Annotated in this window: 14 protein-coding genes and 1 tRNA gene; 9 read left to right on the forward strand and 6 right to left on the reverse strand. The window is 67.0% G+C overall.

What is annotated here, in order from left to right:
* Positions 1-73: 73 nt before the first annotated feature.
* Positions 74-2,014 carry an acetate--CoA ligase gene (gene acs / locus QN347_RS07170; RefSeq protein ID WP_322162381.1) on the reverse strand — a complete coding sequence of 647 codons (1,941 nt, stop codon included), beginning with the start codon at positions 2,012-2,014 and terminating at the stop codon, positions 74-76.
* A 119-nt stretch (positions 2,015-2,133) separates the two neighbouring features.
* Here acs and QN347_RS07175 point away from each other — a divergent pair, with 119 nt between their 5' ends.
* The 8 genes from QN347_RS07175 to QN347_RS07210 all read left to right on the forward strand — a co-directional run bounded on the left by QN347_RS07175 (position 2,134) and on the right by QN347_RS07210 (position 11,377).
* Positions 2,134-3,150: an aldehyde reductase gene (locus QN347_RS07175; protein WP_322162383.1), complete on the forward strand. Its 1,017-nt coding sequence runs from the start codon at positions 2,134-2,136 to the stop codon at positions 3,148-3,150.
* A 148-nt stretch (positions 3,151-3,298) separates the two neighbouring features.
* Positions 3,299-5,128 (forward strand): cobaltochelatase subunit CobT, encoded by a 1,830-nt coding sequence (gene cobT, locus QN347_RS07180; protein ID WP_322162385.1) that lies wholly within the window; start codon positions 3,299-3,301, stop codon positions 5,126-5,128.
* A 90-nt stretch (positions 5,129-5,218) separates the two neighbouring features.
* Complete coding sequence (locus QN347_RS07185; RefSeq protein ID WP_322162387.1) at positions 5,219-6,049, forward strand: hypothetical protein; 831 nt, start codon at positions 5,219-5,221, stop codon at positions 6,047-6,049.
* Positions 6,046-6,324: a ribbon-helix-helix domain-containing protein gene (locus QN347_RS07190; RefSeq protein ID WP_322162388.1), complete on the forward strand. Its 279-nt coding sequence runs from the start codon at positions 6,046-6,048 to the stop codon at positions 6,322-6,324. The genes QN347_RS07185 and QN347_RS07190 overlap by 4 nt, the downstream gene beginning before the upstream one ends.
* Positions 6,325-6,372: 48 nt before the next feature.
* On the forward strand, positions 6,373-8,838 hold the full coding sequence (locus tag QN347_RS07195) for a TonB-dependent receptor (protein ID WP_322162390.1): 2,466 nt from the start codon (positions 6,373-6,375) through the stop codon (positions 8,836-8,838).
* Positions 8,838-9,581, forward strand: coding sequence for a tetratricopeptide repeat protein (locus QN347_RS07200; protein ID WP_322162391.1), 744 nt, complete (start codon positions 8,838-8,840; stop codon positions 9,579-9,581). The genes QN347_RS07195 and QN347_RS07200 overlap by 1 nt, the downstream gene beginning before the upstream one ends.
* Positions 9,575-10,258 carry a Fe2+-dependent dioxygenase gene (locus tag QN347_RS07205; RefSeq protein ID WP_322162393.1) on the forward strand — a complete coding sequence of 228 codons (684 nt, stop codon included), beginning with the start codon at positions 9,575-9,577 and terminating at the stop codon, positions 10,256-10,258. The genes QN347_RS07200 and QN347_RS07205 overlap by 7 nt, the downstream gene beginning before the upstream one ends.
* Positions 10,259-11,377 carry a PepSY-associated TM helix domain-containing protein gene (locus tag QN347_RS07210; protein WP_322162395.1) on the forward strand — a complete coding sequence of 373 codons (1,119 nt, stop codon included), beginning with the start codon at positions 10,259-10,261 and terminating at the stop codon, positions 11,375-11,377. It begins immediately after the preceding gene.
* Between the two features lie 132 nt (positions 11,378-11,509).
* Here the strand turns inward: QN347_RS07210 and QN347_RS07215 are convergent, their stop codons facing one another.
* Entirely contained in the window at positions 11,510-16,114 is a 4,605-nt protein-coding gene (locus QN347_RS07215) for an NAD-glutamate dehydrogenase (protein ID WP_322162397.1), read from the reverse strand.
* A gap of 85 nt (positions 16,115-16,199) precedes the next feature.
* The gene (locus QN347_RS07220; protein WP_322162398.1) at positions 16,200-17,498 is read right to left on the reverse strand and encodes a hypothetical protein; all 1,299 of its coding nucleotides are present in this window, start codon (positions 17,496-17,498) and stop codon (positions 16,200-16,202) included.
* Between the two features lie 196 nt (positions 17,499-17,694).
* On the opposite strand from QN347_RS07220, the gene QN347_RS07225 reads away from it, so the two are divergent.
* Positions 17,695-17,770, forward strand: a tRNA-Thr gene (locus tag QN347_RS07225).
* Positions 17,771-18,206: 436 nt separating this feature from the next.
* Here the strand turns inward: QN347_RS07225 and QN347_RS07230 are convergent.
* The 3 genes from QN347_RS07230 to QN347_RS07235 form a co-directional block, all read right to left on the reverse strand.
* Positions 18,207-18,770: a DUF4145 domain-containing protein gene (locus QN347_RS07230; RefSeq protein ID WP_322162400.1), complete on the reverse strand. Its 564-nt coding sequence runs from the start codon at positions 18,768-18,770 to the stop codon at positions 18,207-18,209.
* A gap of 242 nt (positions 18,771-19,012) precedes the next feature.
* Entirely contained in the window at positions 19,013-19,228 is a 216-nt protein-coding gene (locus QN347_RS20975; protein WP_416194521.1) for a hypothetical protein, read from the reverse strand.
* A gap of 59 nt (positions 19,229-19,287) precedes the next feature.
* On the reverse strand, positions 19,288-19,883 hold a 596-nt coding region (locus QN347_RS07235; protein ID WP_323494003.1), incomplete at its 5' end, for an IS3 family transposase.

A 19,883-nucleotide genomic window follows, 5' to 3' on the forward strand; every position in this document is an offset into this window, starting at 1 on the left:
GGGTGACGATTGAGCGGCGGGGCCGATACCCGCCCGAACAGAGCGGACGCCCGGGAGGCTATCCGCCCCCGGCTCAAACCACGCGGTTCGCCACCAGATCATCGACCACCGCCGGATCGGCGAGCGTGCTCGTATCCCCCAGGCTCGATACATCGCCCTCGGCGATCTTGCGCAGGATGCGGCGCATGATCTTGCCCGAGCGCGTCTTGGGCAGCCCCGGCGCGAAGTGCAGCTTGTCGGGCGCGGCGATCGGGCCGATTTCCTTGCGCACCCAGCCGACCAGCTCCTTGCGCAGGTCGTCGGACGGATCCTGCCCCGAATTGAGCGTCACGTACGCGTAGATGCCCTGGCCCTTGATCTCGTGCGGCATCCCGACGACCGCCGCCTCGGCGACATGCGGATGCAGAACGAGCGCACTCTCGACCTCGGCTGTCCCCATCCGGTGTCCCGACACGTTGATCACGTCGTCGACCCGGCCGGTGATCCAGTAATAGCCGTCTTCGTCACGGCGCGCCCCGTCGCCGGTGGTGTATTTGCCGGGATAGGTAGTGAAATAGGTCTGGAAGAAGCGATCGCTATCGCCCCACACGCCGCGCATCTGGCCGGGCCAGCTCCGCGCGATGACGAGATTGCCCGAGGTCGCGCCGTTCAGCACGACACCCTCGGGATCGAGCAGCTGCGGGTCGATCCCCGGCAGCGGCTTGGTCGCCGAACCGGGCTTCAGCGCGGTGGCGCCGGGCAGCGGCGCGATCATCGCGCCGCCGGTCTCGGTCTGCCACCAGGTGTCGATGATGGGGCAGCGCCCTTCGCCGACGACGTCGTGATACCAGCGCCACGCCTCGGGATTGATCGGTTCGCCGACGGTGCCGAGCAGCTTCAGCGAGCTGCGATCGGTCGTGGTGACGAAGCGGTCGCCTTCCTTCATCAGCGCGCGGAGCGCAGTCGGCGCGGTGTAGAGCGTGGTGACCTTGTGGCGATCGACGATCTGCCACATCCGGCTGGCATCGGGCCAGGTTGGCAGCCCCTCGAACATCAGCGTCGTCGCGCCATTGGCGAGCGGGCCGTAGAGGATGTAGGTGTGCCCCGTCACCCAGCCGATATCGGCGGCGCACCACCACACATCGCCGGGACGATAGTCGAAGGCGAGTTCGTGCGTCAGGCTCGCCCACAGCAGATAGCCGCCGCTGGTATGGAGCACGCCCTTGGGCTGCCCCGTGCTGCCCGAGGTGTAGAGGATGAAGAGCGGATCCTCGGCACCCATCGGCTCGGGCGGGCAGGTGGCGGCGACGCCTTCGGCCGCCTCATGATACCAGACGTCGCGCTCCTCCTGCATCGTCACCGCGCCGTCGGTCGCCTTGACGACGATGACGGTGCTGAGGCTCGGCGCGTTCGCTGCGGCGGCATCGACATTGGCCTTCAGCGGCACGCGCTTGCCGCCGCGGCGGCCCTCGTCGGCGGTGATGACGATCGTCGATCCGCAATCCTCGATCCGCCCCGCCAGCGCCTCGGGCGAGAAGCCGCCGAACACCACCGAATGGATCGCGCCGATCCGCGCGCAGGCGAGCACCGCGAACGCCGCCTCGGGGATCATCGGCATGTAGATCGTGACGCGGTTGCCCTTCACCACGCCCTGCGCTTTCAGCACGTTGGCAAAGCGGCAGACTTCGGCGTGCAGCTCGGCATAGGTGAAGCGGCGCGGGTCTTCGCTGGGTTCGTCGGGTTCCCAGATCAACGCGGTCTCGCCGCCGCGCTTGGCGAGATGCCGGTCGAGGCAATTCGCCGACACGTTGAGCTTGCCGTCGGCGAACCAGCGGATGTGGAAGTCGCTCTTGTCGAACGACCAGTCGCCCGCGATCTCGGGGCGCTTGATCCAGTCGAGCCGCTTGGCCTGGTCGAGCCAGAAGCTGCCGGGATCGGCGAGCGAGCGCCCGTACATCTGATCGTAGCCCGCGCCATCGACGCGCGCATGCGCGGCCCATTCGGGGGGGACGGGGTAGAGGTCCTGATCGGCCATTGCGCGCTCTCCTGCGCGCGCCATGTGCGACGGGAGCGGGCGGCTTGGCAAGGTCAAGTCGCTTTGCGTGCAACACGTTTCGATCTACAACTGATCGCTAGGCAGAGGTGGAGCGCGCGATGACGAAGACGGTCCTGGTTACCGGTGGCAGCGGTTATATTGCAGCCTTCCTGATCCGCCAGCTCGTCGCGCGCGGGTGGCACGTCAACACCACGGTGCGATCGCTCGCGCGCGAGGCCGAGGTTCGCGCGACGCTTGGCGTGGCGCCCGATGCGCTGACGTTTTTCGCCGCCGATCTGCTGAGCGACGCCGGCTGGGCCGAGGCGGTCGCCGGGTGCAGCCATGTCGCGCATGTCGCCTCGCCCTTTCCGGCGGGCGCGCCGAGGAACGACGACGACCTGATCGTCCCGGCGCGCGACGGTGCGCTGCGCGCGCTGCACTTCGCGCAGGCGGCGGGGGTTTCGCGCTTCGTGCTCACCTCGTCGGTCGCGGCGATTGCCTACGGGCACAGCGGCGATGCGCGGCGCTACACCGAAGCCGACTGGACCGATCCGACCGCGCCCGGCGTCGGCGCCTATATCAAGTCGAAGACGATCGCCGAGCGCGCCGCGCGCGACTGGATCGCGGCGCACGGCACGGGGATGGAGTTCTGCTCGGTCAATCCGTCGGCGGTGCTGGGGCCACTGCTCAGCGACGATTTCTCGAGCTCGATCCAGTTCGTCCAGCGGCTGCTCGACGGGTCAGTGCCGGGGACGCCGCGGCTCGGTTTCGCGGTGGTCGACGTGCGCGATCTCGCCGATCTGCATGTGCTCGCGCTCGAGACGCCGGGGCTCGACGGCGAACGTTTCATCGGCGCGGGCCCGTTCCTGTGGATGAACGAGGTCGGCGCGATCCTGCGCGATTGCCTCGGCCCGCAAGCGCGCAAGGTGCCGAAGCACGGCATTCCCGATTTCGTCGTACGCTTGCTCGCGCTGTTCGATCCGACGATCCGCCAGGTCACCGGCGAGCTCGGACGCACGCGTGCGCTCGATGCCGGCCACGCGCTCGCGCGGCTCGGGTGGCAGACGCGCGATGCGCGCACGACGATTCTCGATACCGCGCACAGCTTGCTCGAGCGCGGGATCGTCCGGGTTTGAGCGCGGCGGCGGGCGCGAAATCCTCGCTGTTGCGTCGCGGACGCTAAGATTGCGGCTTTCCGCGCCGCGCTCATCTGATAGCAGGGGCGCATGATGTATCGCTCTGCTCTTCCTGCCCCTGCGCGTACCGCATTGCCGGAGTCGAACCGTGGCCACTGATACCCCGCTCGATCGTTTCAAGGCGGTGCTCGGCGGCACTGCGCGCGCGGTCGCGCACGAGCCCGAGATCGAGCTCGCCTTCACTGCCGACGCGCCCGCGCAAAGCGGCAAGCATATCAAGGTGCCGATGCCCGCGCGCACGCTCCCGCCCGAGCAGGTCGCCGAGGCGCGCGGGTTCGCCGATGGCTTCGCGCTGCGGCTGCGGCATCACGACACCGCGCTCCACGCCAAGGGTGCACCCGGCGACGCGGTCGCGCGCGCGGTGTTCGACTCGGTCGAGACCGCGCGCGTCGAGGCGCTCGGGAGCCGCGGCTATGCCGGGATCACCGCCAATCTCGACCGCGCGCTCGAGACGCGGCTGCGCGCCGATCCGATCACGCGCGCACGAAACCGCGACGAAGTCCCGCTGTCGACCGCGCTCGCGCTGATGGTGCGCGAGCGGCTGACGGGTGCGGCGCCGCCCGAGGGGACGGTCGCCGGGCTCGATCTGGTGCGCGACTGGATCGAGCAGAAAGCGGGCCGCGATCTCGATGCGCTTGGCCTTGCGATCGACGATCAGCGCGCCTTTGCGGGTCTCGCCACCAAGCTGCTCGAGGATCTCGAGCTGATCGAAGGCGACATGATCCCCGACGAGGCCGATGAAGGCGGATCGGAGGAAGAGGGCAGCGAGGATCAGCAGGACGATCAGGGCGACGAGGGCGAGGACGAAGGCGAGCAGGGCCAAGGCGAGATCGAGGCGCGCGGCTCGGAGAGCGAAGCTGATAGCGAGGAGGGCGAAGGCACCGAGCAAGGCGACGATTCGTTCGACGACATGGATGGCGAGCCCGGCGACGAAGGCGAGGAGGGGATGCTCCCCGTCCGCCCCAACCGCCCGCTGTCCGACCCGTCTTCGCAGTTCGAATACAAGGCGTGGACCACGTCTTACGACGAGGTGATCGCGGCGACCGACCTGTGCGACGCCGACGAGCTCGCGCGGCTGCGCTCGTATCTCGACCAGCAGCTCGTCCATCTCCAGGGCGCGGTGACCAAGCTCGCCAACCGGCTGCAGCGCCGCCTCATGGCGCAGCAGAACCGCAGCTGGGATTTCGACCAGGAGGAGGGCATCCTCGACGCGGCGCGGCTCGCGCGGATCATCGTCAACCCGACACTGTCGCTCAGCTACAAGATCGAGCGCGAGACCGATTTCCGCGACACCGTCGTCACGCTGCTGATCGACAATTCGGGGTCGATGCGCGGCCGGCCGATCTCGATCGCCGCGATCAGCGCCGACATCCTCGCGCGCACGCTCGAGCGCTGCGGCGTCAAGACCGAGATCCTCGGCTTCACCACGCGCGCCTGGAAGGGCGGGCAGAGCCGCGAGACCTGGCTCGCCGCGGGGCGCCCGCCGCAGCCGGGGCGGCTCAACGACGTGCGCCACATCGTCTACAAAAAGGCCGACGAACCGTGGCGCCGCGCGCGGCCATCGCTCGGGCTGATGATGCGCGAGGGGCTGCTCAAGGAGAATATCGACGGCGAGGCGCTGCTCTGGGCGCATTCGCGGCTGATCGCGCGGCCCGAGGAGCGCAAGATCCTGATGGTCATCTCGGACGGCGCGCCGGTCGACGATTCGACGCTGTCGGTCAATTCGGGGTCGTATCTGGAGCGGCATCTGCGGCAGGTGATTGGCTGGATCGAATCGAAGTCGCCGGTCGAGCTGGCCGCGATCGGGATCGGGCACGACGTGACGCGCTATTATGCGCGCGCGGTGACGATCATGGATGCGGAGCAGTTGGGCGGGACGATCATCGAGCAGTTGGCGGCACTGTTCGATACGCCTTGATCCCGCCCGATTTGGCACGGACACCCGGGCTACCAGACGTCGATCGCGATCCCGCTCGGATCTCAGGCGTTCGGTCATAGGGAGTTTTGGATGACCCGTGCCGGGCAGCGCTATCGCAACCACAAGCTCGCCCGAGCCGCGGGCGTCATCACGCTTGCCATCCTTTCGGTCGGCGCTGGGGCACCCGACACCAGCCTCGACGCGGCCTTCACCGGGCGATGGCGGATCGACACCGCGTCGATCACCGGCGATGTCAAACCGAGCGTCTTTCGGGTGGGGACAGGGGTGTTCGAGCGCGACGACAACGCCCCTGTGAAAGCCGACGGCCAACCCCATCCCATCCCCAGCGATGGCTATGTGGACGAGCAGTCGATCACGATCGAGAGCGACCATGTCGTCAAGGAGATCGACAAGATTCGCGGCAAGCTGGCGTATACGGTAGCCTATGTCGTCTCGCCCGATGGCAACACGCTGACTTGGCACGTCGCGAGCTACACCAACCCGACCGGCCAGGCCGTTACGGGTGAAACGGTGCAGCGCCGTGTCGGGGCACCGGTAAAGGATGCGCATCTGCTGTCTGGCACATGGGTGCGCGTCAGCGTTACGTCCGATTCAAAGAACGACACGATCCTCAAGCTAGACGGCAAGCGTTTCAGTTCGCGGACCGACACCGGAAGCGGTTTCGACGCCATCATCGGTGGCCCGCCGGTCAAGTTCGACGGCGATAACTCGGGCGTCCGCGCGCAAATCACCAGACCGCGGCCCGACCTGATTGTCGAGACCGATCTGTCGGTCCGCGGCACCATCGACGACGTGTTTTCGATGCAGATGATGCCCGACAAGCGGACGATCCATGCGACCGGCGTATACGGCCCTGAGAATCGCTCGACGAGCTTCTACATGCACAAGCAGGGCGGATGACCGTAACCCCACCCGCCGCCGGCTTCATCGGCCCCGTCAAGCGCTCGGTGACGATCGCGGGCCATGCCACGTCGATCAGCCTCGAACCGATCTTCTGGCACGTCCTCGAAGCCGCGGCGGGGCGGCGCGCGCTGCCGCTTAACGCGCTCATCGCGCAGATCGACGCGCTGCGGATCGTTGCCGAGGATCCGCCCAACCTGGCAAGCGCGCTGCGAAGCTGGACCCTTTCCGACCTCCAAGCAATCACTAGTGATACTCATTCGCAACAAGGTTGACAGTGCGAGTGACTCGCAATAGCGGTGTTCCCACAAGGGGAAACCGCTTTGACATCTTCTGCCGTTCGTAAGCCCGTCTATCTCGCTCTCTCGTGCGTCGGCGCGTTCGCCAGCCATCCGGCGTTCGCAGAGGATGCGCCGCTCGCGGCGGCGAACGACATGGATCCCGACGCCAAGCTCGACATCGTCGTCCAGGGCCAGCGCCGGACCGATCCCAAGCAAGTCGCGCCGCTGCTCGACACGCCGAAATCGATCCTCGTGCTCAACAAGGACACGATCGCGCAGACCGGATCGAACAGCCTCGCCGATGCGCTGCGTACCGTACCCGGCATCACCTTCGGCGCGGCCGAGGGCGGCAACCCGATCGGCGACCGCCCGTTCATCCGCGGGTTCGACAGCCAGGGCAGCCTCTACGTCGACGGCGTGCGCGATCTCGCCTCGCAAAGCCGCGAAGTGTTCGCGGTCGATTCGGTGCAGATCGTGCGCGGCTCGGACTCGACGCTCGGTGGCCGCGGGAGCGCCGGTGGCACGATCAACATCCTCTCGAAGCTTCCGCAAGCAAGCAGCTTCGGATCGGCGAGCGTCTCGTACGGCAATGCCGATTACAAGCGCGTCACCGCCGATGTGAACCTGCGCGTCAGCGACACCGCGGCGTTCCGCATCGAAGGCGTGTGGCACGACCAGAACGTCGCCGGGCGCGATGCCGTGTACGCGCGCCGCTGGGGCATCGCACCGAGCTTCACGCTCGGGCTCGGCACGCCGACGCGCCTCACGGTCGGCTTCTACCGGCTCGAGAGCCATGAGCTCCCCGACAGCGGGATTCCCTATCTCAACGTCTGCACGGCAACCAATTGCGCGCTGCCCGCGGGCACTGTCTTCACGACGCCCGCGATCGGCACCGTCACGACGCGCGGCGGCCAGACCGGCACGATCTCGCGCAACACCTTCTACGGTCTCAAGAACCGCGACTTCCGCGATGCGACGACCAACCAGGCGACGCTGCGGGTCGAGCATGATTTCGGCGGCGGGATCACGCTGCGCAACACCGCGCGCTTCAACCATGACACGCAGGCCTATATCTTCCTGCTGCCCGACGACAGCACGGGCAACGTCTTCGGCACGACGACGACCAACACCGGCGGCAATCTGACGAGCGGCGGCTATGTCTGGCGGCGCGCGAACACACGCTATGGCTATAGCAAGGCGCTGATCAACCAGACCGATCTCAGCGGCACGTTCACGACCGGCAGCATCAAGCACAGCTTCGCGGTCGGCACCGAGCTCGCGTGGGAGAAGACGCGGCGCGGCACCTATGTCGTCGCCTCGGGCTCGACGCTGACGCCGCGCTGCACGACCGCGACGCTTGCGCGCTATTATTGCACGAGCCTGTTCAACCCCAACCCCAACGACCCCTTCGTCAACTATACCAGCGACACGTCGAGCGTGCAGACACCGATCGTCCGCGGCGCCAGCAACACCGAGACGCAGAACGACGCGCAGACGATCGCGGTCTATGGCTTCGACTCGATCACGCTGCTCCCGCAACTGATCCTCAATCTCGGCGCGCGCTTCGATCGCTTCAAATCGACCGTGACGCTGCCCTTCGCGGTCGGCGCGGTGCCGCTGCGCGTGTCGCGCACCGATGAGCTGTTCAACTGGCAGGCCGGGCTCGTGTTCAAGCCGACCAAGGAAACCAGCCTTTACGCCAGCTACGCCACCGCTGCGACGCCGCCCAACAGCCTGCTCGGCGAGGGTCGCGAGGACAATGCGCTGCCGACGACGGTTGCCACGCTTTCGGTGCTCGACTCGCTCAAGGTGCAGAAGACCAAGTCGTACGAGCTCGGCGCGAAGGCGAGCGTGTTCCACGAAAAGCTCGCGCTCGCAGCAGCCGTGTTCCAGACCGACATCCAGAACGCGCGCGTCACCGCCGATGGCGGCAGCGTCGCCTTTATCGGCCGCACGCGGATCCGCGGGCTCGAGCTCACCGCATCGGGCGCGGTGCTGCCGGGATGGACCGTGTTCGGCGGTTACACCTATCTCGATGCCAAGGTGGTCGATGGCGGTCAGAGCGCGCTCGCCGTGGCGGCGAATGGCGCTGCGCCGGCGACCACGGTCTATGTCGCCTCGGCCAATACCGGTCGGCAAGTGCCGCAGATCGCGAAACACAGCTTCACCGCGACGACCAATTACGAAGTCACCAAGCGCTTCCAGCTCGGCGGCAGCGCGATCTACTCGAGCCGCATCTATGGCGGCTATGCCGACAATCGCAGCGCGACGCAGACCGCGGCGGGCGTGGTGACGGTCGCCCCCGCGACGGTCCAGTTCGCGCGCGGCGTCCCCGCCTATTGGCGCTTCGATGCCCGCGCGAGCTACCAGCTGACGCCGACCCTCCAGCTCTCGGTCAACGCGCAGAACCTGACCGACAAGGTCTATTTCAACCAGACCTACACCAACCATTACGCGTCGATCGCGCCCGGGCGCACCGTGTTCGGCACGCTCACGGCGAAGTTCTGATGGAGGATGTCACGGCGCTGTCGCGCGACGAGATCGCCGCGCGGCTTGCCGCACCACCGGCGGAGCGCGCGGCGTTCATCCGCGCCTGTGCCGAAGCGGGCGAGGCCGAGGCGCAGGCGGTGTTCGGACAGATGCTGCTCGACGGGATCGACGTGGCCACGGATCCGCGCGCCGCGCTCGGCTGGTTCACGCGCGCGGCGGCGCAGCATCACCTGATGGCGATCAACATGGTCGGTCGGTGCTACGATCTCGGCTGGGGCACGCCGCCCGACAAGCGCCGCGCGGCGGATTGCTATCGCATCGCGGCCGAGCGTGGGCTCGACTGGGGGATGTACAATTACGCGACCCTGCTCGCGCTCGGCGACGGCGTGGCCGAGGACCGACCGGCGGCGCTCGCGTGGTTCCGCAAGGCAGCGGCGCTCGGCAGAAATTTGGCAGGGGCCAAGGCGATCAACTTCGTCGGCAGCTTCCATGAAGACGGCTGGGTGGTCGAGCGCGACATGGCGGCGGCGGCGCTGTGCTATGCGCGCGCGGCGCAGGGCGGGGATTTCCGCGGGTGCTTCAACCATGCGCGGATGCTGGGTGCTGCGGGCCGGATCGAGGATGCGATCGGCTGGCTCAAGCGCGCCGGCGCGAGCGCGACGCCGGCGTTCGTCGAGAAAGCCTCGGCGTGGCTTGCGGCCTCCGACATCGGTGCCTTCCGCGTGCGCGGCGTCCAGGCGATCCGGGGGGCCGCATGCTGACGGTCATCCCGGATCTACTCGATGCGGCGCAGGTCGCCACGCTCCGCGCGATGATCGATGCGAGCGACTGGATCGACGGCAACGCCACGTCGGGGCACCAGTCCGCGCTCGCCAAGCACAATGCGCAACTGCCCGAGGATTCGCAGGCTGCACGCGCTGGTGGAGCAATCGTGCTCGATGCGCTCGCCGCCTCGCCACTGTTCGTGGCGGCGGCGCTTCCGCTCAAGGTGTTTCCGCCGCTGTTCAACCGCTACGCGACCGGCGACGGCTTCGGCGCGCATGTCGACAGCGCGATCCGCATCCGCCGCGGCAGCGATTATCGCATCCGCAGCGATCTGTCGGCGACGCTCTTCCTCGCCGATCCCGACAGCTATGACGGTGGCGAGCTCGTCATCCAGACGCAGTTCGGCGAGCAAAGCGTCAAGCTGCCCGCGGGTCAGTTGGTGCTCTATCCGGCGTCGAGCCTGCACCACGTCGCGCCGGTGACGCGCGGCGTGCGCGTCGCATCCTTTTTCTGGATCCAGTCGATGGTCCGCGACACTGATTCGCGCGCGATGCTGTTCGAGCTCGACACCGCGATCCAGTCGCTCGGCGCGCGTGTCGGGCAGGGGGATGCCGAGATCGTCCGGCTGACCGGCGTCTATCACAATCTGTTGCGCCGCTGGGCGGAGGTCTGAGTGAGCAAGATCGGAATGCGCAACGCCTGGTTCCAGGTGCACAAATGGATCGGCTTGATACTGGCGGTGGCAATTATCCCGCTCTCGGTGACGGGTGCCGCCCTGGTGTGGGACGATGCGCTCGACCATGCGCTCAACCCGCAGCGCTACGCGACGAGCGGAAGCGGGCTGCAGCCGATGCAGCGCTATGTCGCAGCGGCGCGCGGCCTGCTCGCGCCGGGCGACCGAATCGCCTCGCTTGCGCTCCCATCCGCGCCGGGTGAGCCCGTCATCGTGGTGGCGAGCACCGCATCGACCGCCAAGCGTACCGCCGGACCGCCGCCCCGCAAGACCGTCTGGATCGATCCGGCGACCGCGCATGTGCTCGACAGCGCGGGTAGCGGCGGCGGGCTGATCCGCACCTTCCACATGATCCACGGATCGCTGCTGATTCCCGGCGTCGGGCGGCAAGTGGTCGGCTGGATCGGGGTGGCGATGCTGTTGTCCTGCGTGTCGGGGCTGTGGCTGTGGTGGCCGACGGTCGGGCGCTGGGCGCGTGGGCTTCGCTGGCGGCGGCATCGCAACACCGACACCAATCTGCATCACCTGCTCGGCTTCTGGATCGCGCTGCCGCTGTTCGTGCTGTCGTTGACAGGGGCTTGGATCTCGTTCCCGCAAGTGTTCGGCGGCGCGCAGGGTGGGGCGGGCGGCAAGCCCGGTGCGCGGGCGGGTGGCCAGCGGCCGCTGCCGCTTGCGACACCCAAGCTCGCGCTCGACGCGGTCATCGCGCGCGGCAATGCCGTGTCGCCGGGTGCCATCACCAAGGTCGAGTGGCCGACCGATCAGAAGCCGGTGTGGACGCTCGGCATCGCGCACGATGCCCGCGCCGTGACGGTCGCCGACGGCGATGGTGCCGCAAAGGTCGTGCCCGAGCCACGCGAACCACTCGCGCGGACGATGCGGCGGATCCACGACGGCACCCGGATGGGGCTCGTCTGGCAGATCGTGATCTTCCTCGGCGGGCTGTTGCCCGCGATCCTCGCGGTGACCGGGATCATCATGTGGTGGCGGTCGCGCGGCTGGCGCGCGCAGCTCAAGGCGCGCCAGCGCGCGCGGGGTGAAGCTGTTGTCCTAAGCTGATCTGGCTGGCCTACTCCTGAAACGTCACCCCGGGCCCGTCCCGGGGTCCACCGTGCCGCATGAACTGCCGAGGCAGGGCGCGCATCCCGGTGGACCCCGGAACAGGTCCGGGGTGACGGTTGTGGAGGGCTGCTACCGCCCCAGCAACACGCGCGCCTGGCCAGCGATCTGCGCGAGCATCGCCGCATTCGGCGCCGGCGCGAGCCGCGCGCGATCGATCACCGCCTTGAACTGCGCGACGCGGCCGGCATTCTCCGCCAGCCAGCCTTCGACCAGCGCCTGCGGATCGCTCCCGTTCCCGTTCGCGCCGCGACCGAGGAACTCGAGCCGCAGCTGCTGGAAATCGCGCGCCAGCCCTGCGATCAGCAACCGCTCCCACGGGTCGCTCGAGGCGATCCGCGCGGCATTGGCCTGCGCCCAGTCGAGACCCAGCGCTTGCCCCAGCCGCGTGAAGGCGCGCGTCAGCACCGCCTCGTCGATCCCGAGCCGCTCGCCGAGATCGGCCAGCCCGACCGCACCATCGAGCTCGAACAGCCGCACGACCTTCTGCACCAATTTGCCCGGCGCGCCCGCGGTCTCGAGCGTCGCGGCGATCCGCGCGCTCTGCGCACTCGCTTCCTCGAGCAGCAGCGCCTTGGTCTGCTTGTCGAGTTCGCGAATGCCCTTCGACAGCCGCGCGAGCACGTCACCCGGACGACTGCCGCCGCGCGTGACGCGCAACAGATCGGCGATCTGCGAGCGCGTCGCCACCGCGACCTCGTCGAACAGCGCGATCCGCGCCGCTTCGGGCATCTCGGCGGTCTCGATCTCGCGCCACAATTCGGGCAGGTCGAACAGCCGTTCGGCGACGACGAAGTTCGCCGCGATGTCGCTCATCGCCGCGCCCTCTTCCTCGGCAAGCTCGAAGGGATAGAGCACGCCCATCCGGTTGACGATCCGGTTGGCGAGCTTGGTCGCGATGATCTCGCCGCGGAGGCGATGCTGGTCGATCGCCGCGCCGAACTTCTTGCGCATTGCGGGCGGGAAGGCGGCGTGGAGATCGGACAGCAGCTCGGGGTCGGCCCCCAGATCCGACCGCTCGATCGCGGCCTGCAGCGCGAGCTTGGCGGTTGCCAGCAGCACGGCGAGCTCAGGCCGCGTCAGCCCGCGCCCTTCGGCCGAGCGGCGCAGCAGATCGTCATTGCCCGCCAGCCCTTCGACCACGCGGTCGAGCGAACCGCTCGCCTCGAAGATCTCGATCAGCCGGACATAGCTTGGCACGTCGCGCGCGCCGTCAGCCTCGGCGATCGACAAAGCGAGCGTCTGCAGGCGATTGTCCTCGAGCACGATGTGCGCGACGTCGTCGGTCATGCTGGCGAGGAAGGTGTTGCGCTTCTCGTAGCCAAGCCGGCCTTCGATCATCTCGCGGTTGAGCGCGATCTTGATGTTGACCTCGTTATCCGAGCAATCGACGCCGGCCGAATTGTCGATGAAGTCGGTGTTGATCCGTCCACCACGCGCCGAAAAGGCGATGCGCGCGGCCTGTGTGACGCCCAGGTTCGCACCCTCGCCGATCGCGGTGGCGCGCAGGTCCTCCGCATCGACGCGCAGCCGGTCGTTCGCGGGGTCGCCGACCGCGATGTTGTTCTCGGCGCGCGCCTTCACATAGGTGCCGATGCCGCCGAACCAGATCAGGTCGACCGGGGCCTTGAGGATCAGCGAAATCAGCGCGCCGGGCTCGATCTCGCTCGCCTCGATGCCGAGCGCGGCGCGGATCTGCTTCGAGAGCTTGATCACCTTGTCGGTGCGCGGGAAGACGCCGCCGCCCTTCGAAATGATCGACGCATCGTAATCCGCCCACGACGAGCGCGGCAGCGCGAACATGCGCGACCGCTCGGCCCAGCTCTTCGCAGGATCGGGGTCGGGATCGAGGAAGATGTGGCGATGGTCGAACGCCGCGACGATCTTCAATGTCTGGCTGAGCAGCATGCCGTTGCCGAACACGTCGCCCGACATGTCGCCGCAGCCGACGACGCGAATCGGTTGCGTTTGCACGTCGATGCCGCGCTCGGCGAAGTGGCGCTGGACGCTGACCCAAGCGCCCTTGGCGGTGATCCCCATCGCCTTATGGTCGTACCCGACCGAGCCGCCGCTCGCGAAGGCGTCTCCGAGCCAGAAATTGTGCTCGAGCGCGATCGCGTTGGCGACGTCGGAGAAGGTCGCGGTGCCCTTGTCGGCGGCGACGACGAAATAGGGATCGTCGCCGTCATGGATCACGACGTCGGCGGGGTGCACCACCGCGCCCTCGACGATATTGTCGGTGATCGACAGCAGCGTGCGGATGAAAACGCGGTAGCTCTCGGTCCCCTCGGCGAGCCACGCGTCGCGGTTCGACGCCGACGGGAGCTGCTTGGGATAGAAGCCGCCCTTCGCGCCGGTCGGCACGATCACGGCGTTCTTGACGCGCTGCGCCTTCATCAGCCCGAGGATTTCCGTCCTGAAATCGTCGCGCCGGTCGGACCAGCGCAGGCCCCCGCGCGCGACTGGGCCGGCGCGCAGGTGGATGCCCTCGACGCGCGGTGAATAGACCCAGATCTCGCGCCACGGCACGGGGGCGGGGAGGCCGGGGATGAGGTGGCTGTCGAGCTTGAACGCGAGCGCGATCTGCCCGGCTGAGGCAAATGCGTTGGTGCGCAGCGTCGCTGCGATCACGCTGCGCAAGCTGCGCAGGATGCGATCGTCGTCGATCGCCGAGACCGCGTCGAGCCCGGTGTCGATCGCCGCATCGGCGGCCTCGACGCCTGAGCGCGCGCGCGCCGGATCGTGCGCAGCGGCGAAACGCTCGATCAGCGCCGCGGCCACCTTCGGCGCACGCCGCAGCGCATCGACCACGGTGACGAGCCCATAGGTCAGCCCGGCCTGGCGCAGATAGCGGAACCAGGCGCGGAACAGCAGCACCGACGCCGGCGCCATCGCGGCATCGACGATCAGCCGGTTGAACGCGTCGTTCTCCGCCTTGCCCTCGAGCACCGCCTGGATCGCATCCTCGAGCACCGTCGTATCGGCCGAAAGCCGCACGCCCGCCGCCTCGACGAGGAATTCATGGACGAAGCCCTGCTCGTCATCGGCAAGCGCGGTCGGCAGTTCCTCGATCACGCGGAAGCCGAAATTCTCGAGCACCGGGACCGCGTCGGACAGCGCCAGCGCACCGCCCTGGCGGTAGATCTTCAACCGCGCCGCGCCGTGTGCGTCGCGGTACATCCGCACCGAACGATCCTCGGCGTTCTCGAGCCGCGCGAGGCGGATGATGTCCTGCGCGGCTTCCTCGGCGGTGTTGGCGGCGCGATAGCCCGCCGGGAAGGTGGTTGCATGGCGCAACGCAAGTCGCGTGGCGCGCGCCGGCTCGACCAGATCGGCAAGCGCTGCCTCGACCGCAGGCACCCAGCCGCGCACCATCCGCGCGATCCGCGCATCGAGCGTCGCCGTATCGGGCATCACCCCGCCGCCGCGCACGTCGATCGTGAAGCGGATCAGCGCAGTGACGTCGTCCATCGCGATCGCCCAGTTGAGCAGCCCGCCATGCGCCGCCTCGACCAGCATGTCCCCGATCGCGATGCGCCGCGCGGTGGTCAGGTCGTCGCGCGGCAGCCAGACGAAGGCGAACAGATGCCGCCCGAGCACGCTGCGCACCAGGACCAACTTCGGCCGCGGGCGGTCCGCCAGCGACATCGCGGTGAGTGCGACCTCTTCGAGCGCTTCGGGGGTGAAGGCGGTGATCAAATCATGCGGCAGCGCGGCGAGCGCGTGCGTCAGCGCCTTGCCGGTATGCCCCTTGGGATCGAAGCCGAACTTCTGCTCGAGTGCGGCCAGATGCTTGCGCAGCACCGGCACGTCCTGCGGCGCGGCGTTGAGCGCGCTGCTGGTCCACAGCCCGGCATGGATCGAAACGCCGACGATCTTCTTCTTCTCGCGCACCGGCACGACGGCAAGATCGAGCGGGAGATGGCGATGGACGCTCGAGATGAGATTGGACTTGAGCAGCAGCGGCGCCTCGCCACCCTTTTCGAACCACTGGATCGCGAGGGTGCGCGATGCTTCGGCGAGCATCGGCACCGGCTGCGGATTGCGCGCGAGGCCGAGCGTCGTCTCGGTCGTGCCGCGCCACAGCTCGTGGCCGAGCAAGGTGAAGTTGCGATCGAGCAACCAGGCGAGCATCTCGGCGCCTTCGCCCGCCGGGAGCGTCGCGATGTCGGCTGCCATTGCGTCTTGCAGCGCCTGCCAGTCCTGCACCGCGGCGCGGACATCGGCGAGATTGCGTTCGAGCTCGGCCACCAGATCGCGCCGCTCGCGCGCATCGGCGCGTTCGAGCTCGATATAGATCATCGATTCGGCAGGCCCCGAATCGTCGACGCTGACCAACTGGCCGTCGGCGTCGCGAATCACACCGAGCACGGGGTGGATGATCCGGTCGATCGAAATGTCGTGCGCCCCGATCGTCGCGGCGATCGAATCGACGAGGAAGGGCATGTCGTCATTGACGATCGCCAGCCGCATCCGGCGGCGCGGGTCGGTACCGGGCAGCGGCTCGAGCGCGATCCTGGCGGTGCCGGGACTGCGCCGCTCGGCAGTCGCGGCGACGAACGCGGCAGCGTCGATTCGCTCGGTCTTGCCGAACCCCTGTATTTCGCCCGGAAGAGCACCCTTGGTCAGTCGGGCAGCAAGCGCGTCCGACAGCGATTTCAGCGTGGTTTTAGCCATGCGGGCCCCTATGCGCCCGACGCTGCGCGACCTCAAGACTTGTGGCGGTGCACAATTTTCGAGGTCGTGCCGCGCGGTGCGCGCGTCAGACCGCGCTGCGCATCGCCCGCTCGGTCAGCGCCGTGTCGTCTCCAAGCGTCGCGACGATGTCGAGCATTCCGCCATCGTTGGCGCGCGCCAGCAGCACGACATAAGCGCCGCGCTCGAGCGGGGTTTCGATCGCCACGCTGGCGAGCGTCGGGCGCGAGGCGAGCAAGCCCGCGCTGCTCGCGCGCGGTTTGGCGACGGGCGTCCGTGCGGCGCGTTCGGCTTTGACGATCCCCTTGATGCCACCCTCGAAGCCTTCGAGAAACTCGCCGAGCTGTCCCGTCGCGACGTCGATCCGGCGCGCGTAGGACAGCACCGCGGCATATTCGGTCAACCGCGTCTTGTCGTAATCGGACCCGAAGACGAGCTTGACCACTGGCGTCATCGGCGCGCGGAGCTGGACGACGATCCCGGCCGATTCGAGCAACGCGCGATAGCTCTGCGGATCGGCATCGGCGGCGGCGGCGAAATCATGCGCCCGCCCGAGCGCACGATAAAGCGTCGCGCGGCCACGGACGTCTGCAGCGCGCACCGCGGCGGCGGTTTGCTGCGCAAGCATCAACTGATCGGCAAGATTGCCGCCGGTAGCCGCGGCTGCCGCATCGTCGATATCATCGGCTTCCGCCGAATCGAATCCAGCGCTCGGCCCATCGGCCCAGATCGGTGCTGCCGGCGGCGCCATCGGCGCACTGCTGACCGCCGCTGCGATTTCGGCGTGAAGCTTGGCCTGCGTCTCGGCGTCGACCAGCTCTTTCCAGTTGATCACGCCATAGATGAAGTCGATCGATTCGTCGTCCGACGAGAAGGGCATCAAGATGCCGCGATACAGCGTGTTGTGGCCACGCACGCCGACGAATTCGGCCTCGAAGCCGATCGGCGAGCGGTTCGCGATGATCTGCAGATAATGGTCGGTCAGCCGCGACAGCAGCGAGCGGCTCGGCACTTGCGAGATGTGCGTCACCGACGAATCGAGGCTGCACTCCTCGCGCAGCGCGCGGCCGAGATAGGCGATCGCCGGGTTTTCGATCCCGAGCGAGAAATCGAGCAGGACGCTGTGCGGGCCGAAATCGGCGATATTGGCGGGGTCGAGATCCTCGATCGAGGGATAGGCGCGACCGCCAAGCAGCGACACCCAATGGTTATAGGCGCGAACGTGCATGCGACGCTCGTCTGTGCCGACGTCGATCTGTGTCTCGGCAACGCCGTTTCCCGCGCTGTCGACGGGCGTGTCGTCGATCTCGTCGCCCTCGGCTTCGCTGTCGAAGCGACCGTCCCCGAATCCGCGAACACTGTCCATTGCACAACCGTCCTATTTGGCCCGCCCCGCCGATCGGGCGACTGTCCTAACCGGCTTGTGCACCGCGCGTGGTAAACGCGGAGTAAAGCCTCGCTTTTTTGCGCGCCATTGCGCCTGAGGCGGCGAAGCGGCTTGTCAGCACCAAAACCACCTGTTAAGCGCCCGCCCTCGCACCCGTTCACCCGAACGGCGCGACGCCGCTTTAGCTCAGTTGGTAGAGCATCGCATTCGTAATGCGGGGGTCACAGGTTCGAGTCCTGTAAGCGGCACCATTTCAAACCATTGAAATATTTACATCTTTTTCCCGGGTTGGCTTGTTCAAGGTTTTGATACCCGCCGTTTGGTATTGCACTGGTATCGCACCTTCGTGCCCTTCAACCGTTCACGTCGCGTCAGGACGGGGTCTGATCTGGAGCGGGCTGACGAATCGGTTGGGATTGCAGAGGTCTAAGGCTCTGTCATCCTCATAGGGCCGCCAATAGGATCTACGCCCGTTGCGGATGATCTGGTGTTGAACCGGCGAACTGCGTTCAGTCGCGACAAATCGTCAGATCGGGCGTATAACGGCCCGGCCGCTTTTGGGCAGCAGGCTTCCGTTTCCCGTCGTTCATTCAGCTTGAAAGCGATGGCTGTTATGCGCCCAATTCCTGCCGTTCGCGGGAACGGAGCGCCGTCCGATAAGCTGCCGTTCGCCGAGCGCGCTGAACCTCACGGCGCAGCTTTGGCCGGTCCCTTTGCAGCGTTGATCGCGGCGATGATCGCTTTCAGCTGAGCTTTCGCTACGCCGTATTTGTTTTCAAGCACGAACTCGATGATGTCGAAGCCATTGAGGAGATCGTCGCGAGTCAGGCCGCCTGGATGGCTGCTCGAATTGCCCAGCCACTTCACCGCGAGCAGCGCTTCCCCGTTTTCGGGATCGCCTTTCTTGAACTCCTCAATTCGGCTGTGCGGTGGGAGGAAGTTGCCCTTCGCCGATTTGACTGGGATGCCCATCTCAGTGAGGAACAGTTCCACGACCTGACGAAGCTGGTTCCCCGCCGCTTCGTTGCTCGCCCACATGAGCGCGGCCGCCATCGAGACGGCTTCCTTGATGTTGTCGGGAACCGCCTCGGGCAGCTTGATCGGGATAGGTGCCGGGTAGATCGACTTTACGGCGTAGAGGTGACTGACATGCTGCTGATGGTGGTCCCAATCCTGCTCCTCCCACACGTCAACGGGTGAATTCCCACTGACCGCGACCAAATCGCCGCAATTGCCATTGTTGCATTCCATGAACCCGGCGAACCTCGCGCGAATCCACTCAGGCTCTCAAGCGTCATGCTCGTGATCGGTTTTCGATGGGCCGGTCTCTTCAATCACCATCTTTTCGGCGACTGGAGCCAGAGTGCCCTTTGAGCAGAACGGACACCGCCACGGCGGTAACGCGTCCATCTTCTCCTGCCAATGTTCGCGATCAACCGGCATAGTCACTCCCCCGACGAAAGGGAGATATGGGAGGCGTCAGGTTTTGGGAACTACTTGCGAAAAATCCGAGGGGTCACCATGCGATAACCTGGCATGGCTGGATCGGTGCAGATCATGGTCAGCACCTCGCCGCATTCGAGACTAGCGCAAATCTCATCAATGACCGTCTCGTTTCGCTCAATCGGCTGGCCCCGCTTCTGCCGGGTGAACTCTTTCGTGAGGCTCGCAACGGCAGCCTTTAGCGTCTGGATGTGAACGGCAGGCAGAGGTGGCTCGGTTCATTTGAACAGCTCGGCGCGATTGCTAAGTGGAGCGTCCGCCGGTTTCATGCCGCTGCGAGAAGCGGCTGGTTGAAGTAGACGGTATCGGGCGTCCTGCGGTCAAGCGACGAGTGCGGGCGTCGTCCGTTGTAGAATGCGAGATACCGACCGATCGAGGCGCGGGCCTCGCTAACCGAGCCATAGGCCCGCAGGTAGACCTCCTCGTATTTTACGGAGCGCCACAGACGCTCGACGAACACGTTGTCGCGCCAGGCGCCGCGACCGTCCATGCTGATCGCGATCTTCTCGCGCTTCAGGACGGCCGTGAACGCCATGCTGGTAAATTGGCTACCCTGATCCGTGTTGAAGATCCCCGGCGCACCGAAGCGCGTCAGCGCTTCCTCCAAAGCTTCGATACAGAAATCGGTCTCCAGCGTGATCGACAGCCGCCAGCTGAGCACCCGCCGGCTGAACCAATCGACGATGGCGATAAGGTAGACGAAGCCGCGCGCCATCGGGATGTACGTGATGTCGGTCGCCCACACCTGGTTGGGCCGCGTCACCGCAAGCTTGCGCAGCAAATAGGGATAGATCTTGTGCCCCGGCGCCGGCTTCGACGTGTTCGGCCGCCGGTAGATCGCCTCGATCGCCATCTTCTTCA

It is taken from the genome of Sphingomonas sp. 10B4 (genome assembly GCF_035019905.1).
GTDB classification, from domain to species: Bacteria; Pseudomonadota; Alphaproteobacteria; order Sphingomonadales; family Sphingomonadaceae; genus Sphingomonas; species Sphingomonas glacialis.

Bases quoted from the DNA above. Each gene is read 5' to 3' on its own strand.
- QN347_RS07215 (WP_322162397.1), bottom strand. From the start codon at position 16,114: ATGGCTAAAACCACGCTGAAATCGCTGTCGGACGCGCTTGCTGCCCGA.
- acs (WP_322162381.1), bottom strand. From the start codon at position 2,014: ATGGCCGATCAGGACCTCTACCCCGTCCCCCCCGAATGGGCCGCGCAT.
- QN347_RS07175 (WP_322162383.1), top strand. From the start codon at position 2,134: ATGACGAAGACGGTCCTGGTTACCGGTGGCAGCGGTTATATTGCAGCC.
- QN347_RS07205 (WP_322162393.1), top strand. From the start codon at position 9,575: ATGCTGACGGTCATCCCGGATCTACTCGATGCGGCGCAGGTCGCCACG.
- QN347_RS07220 (WP_322162398.1), bottom strand. From the start codon at position 17,498: ATGGACAGTGTTCGCGGATTCGGGGACGGTCGCTTCGACAGCGAAGCC.
- QN347_RS07230 (WP_322162400.1), bottom strand. From the start codon at position 18,770: ATGGAATGCAACAATGGCAATTGCGGCGATTTGGTCGCGGTCAGTGGG.
- QN347_RS07185 (WP_322162387.1), top strand. From the start codon at position 5,219: ATGACCCGTGCCGGGCAGCGCTATCGCAACCACAAGCTCGCCCGAGCC.
- QN347_RS07190 (WP_322162388.1), top strand. From the start codon at position 6,046: ATGACCGTAACCCCACCCGCCGCCGGCTTCATCGGCCCCGTCAAGCGC.
- QN347_RS07200 (WP_322162391.1), top strand. From the start codon at position 8,838: ATGGAGGATGTCACGGCGCTGTCGCGCGACGAGATCGCCGCGCGGCTT.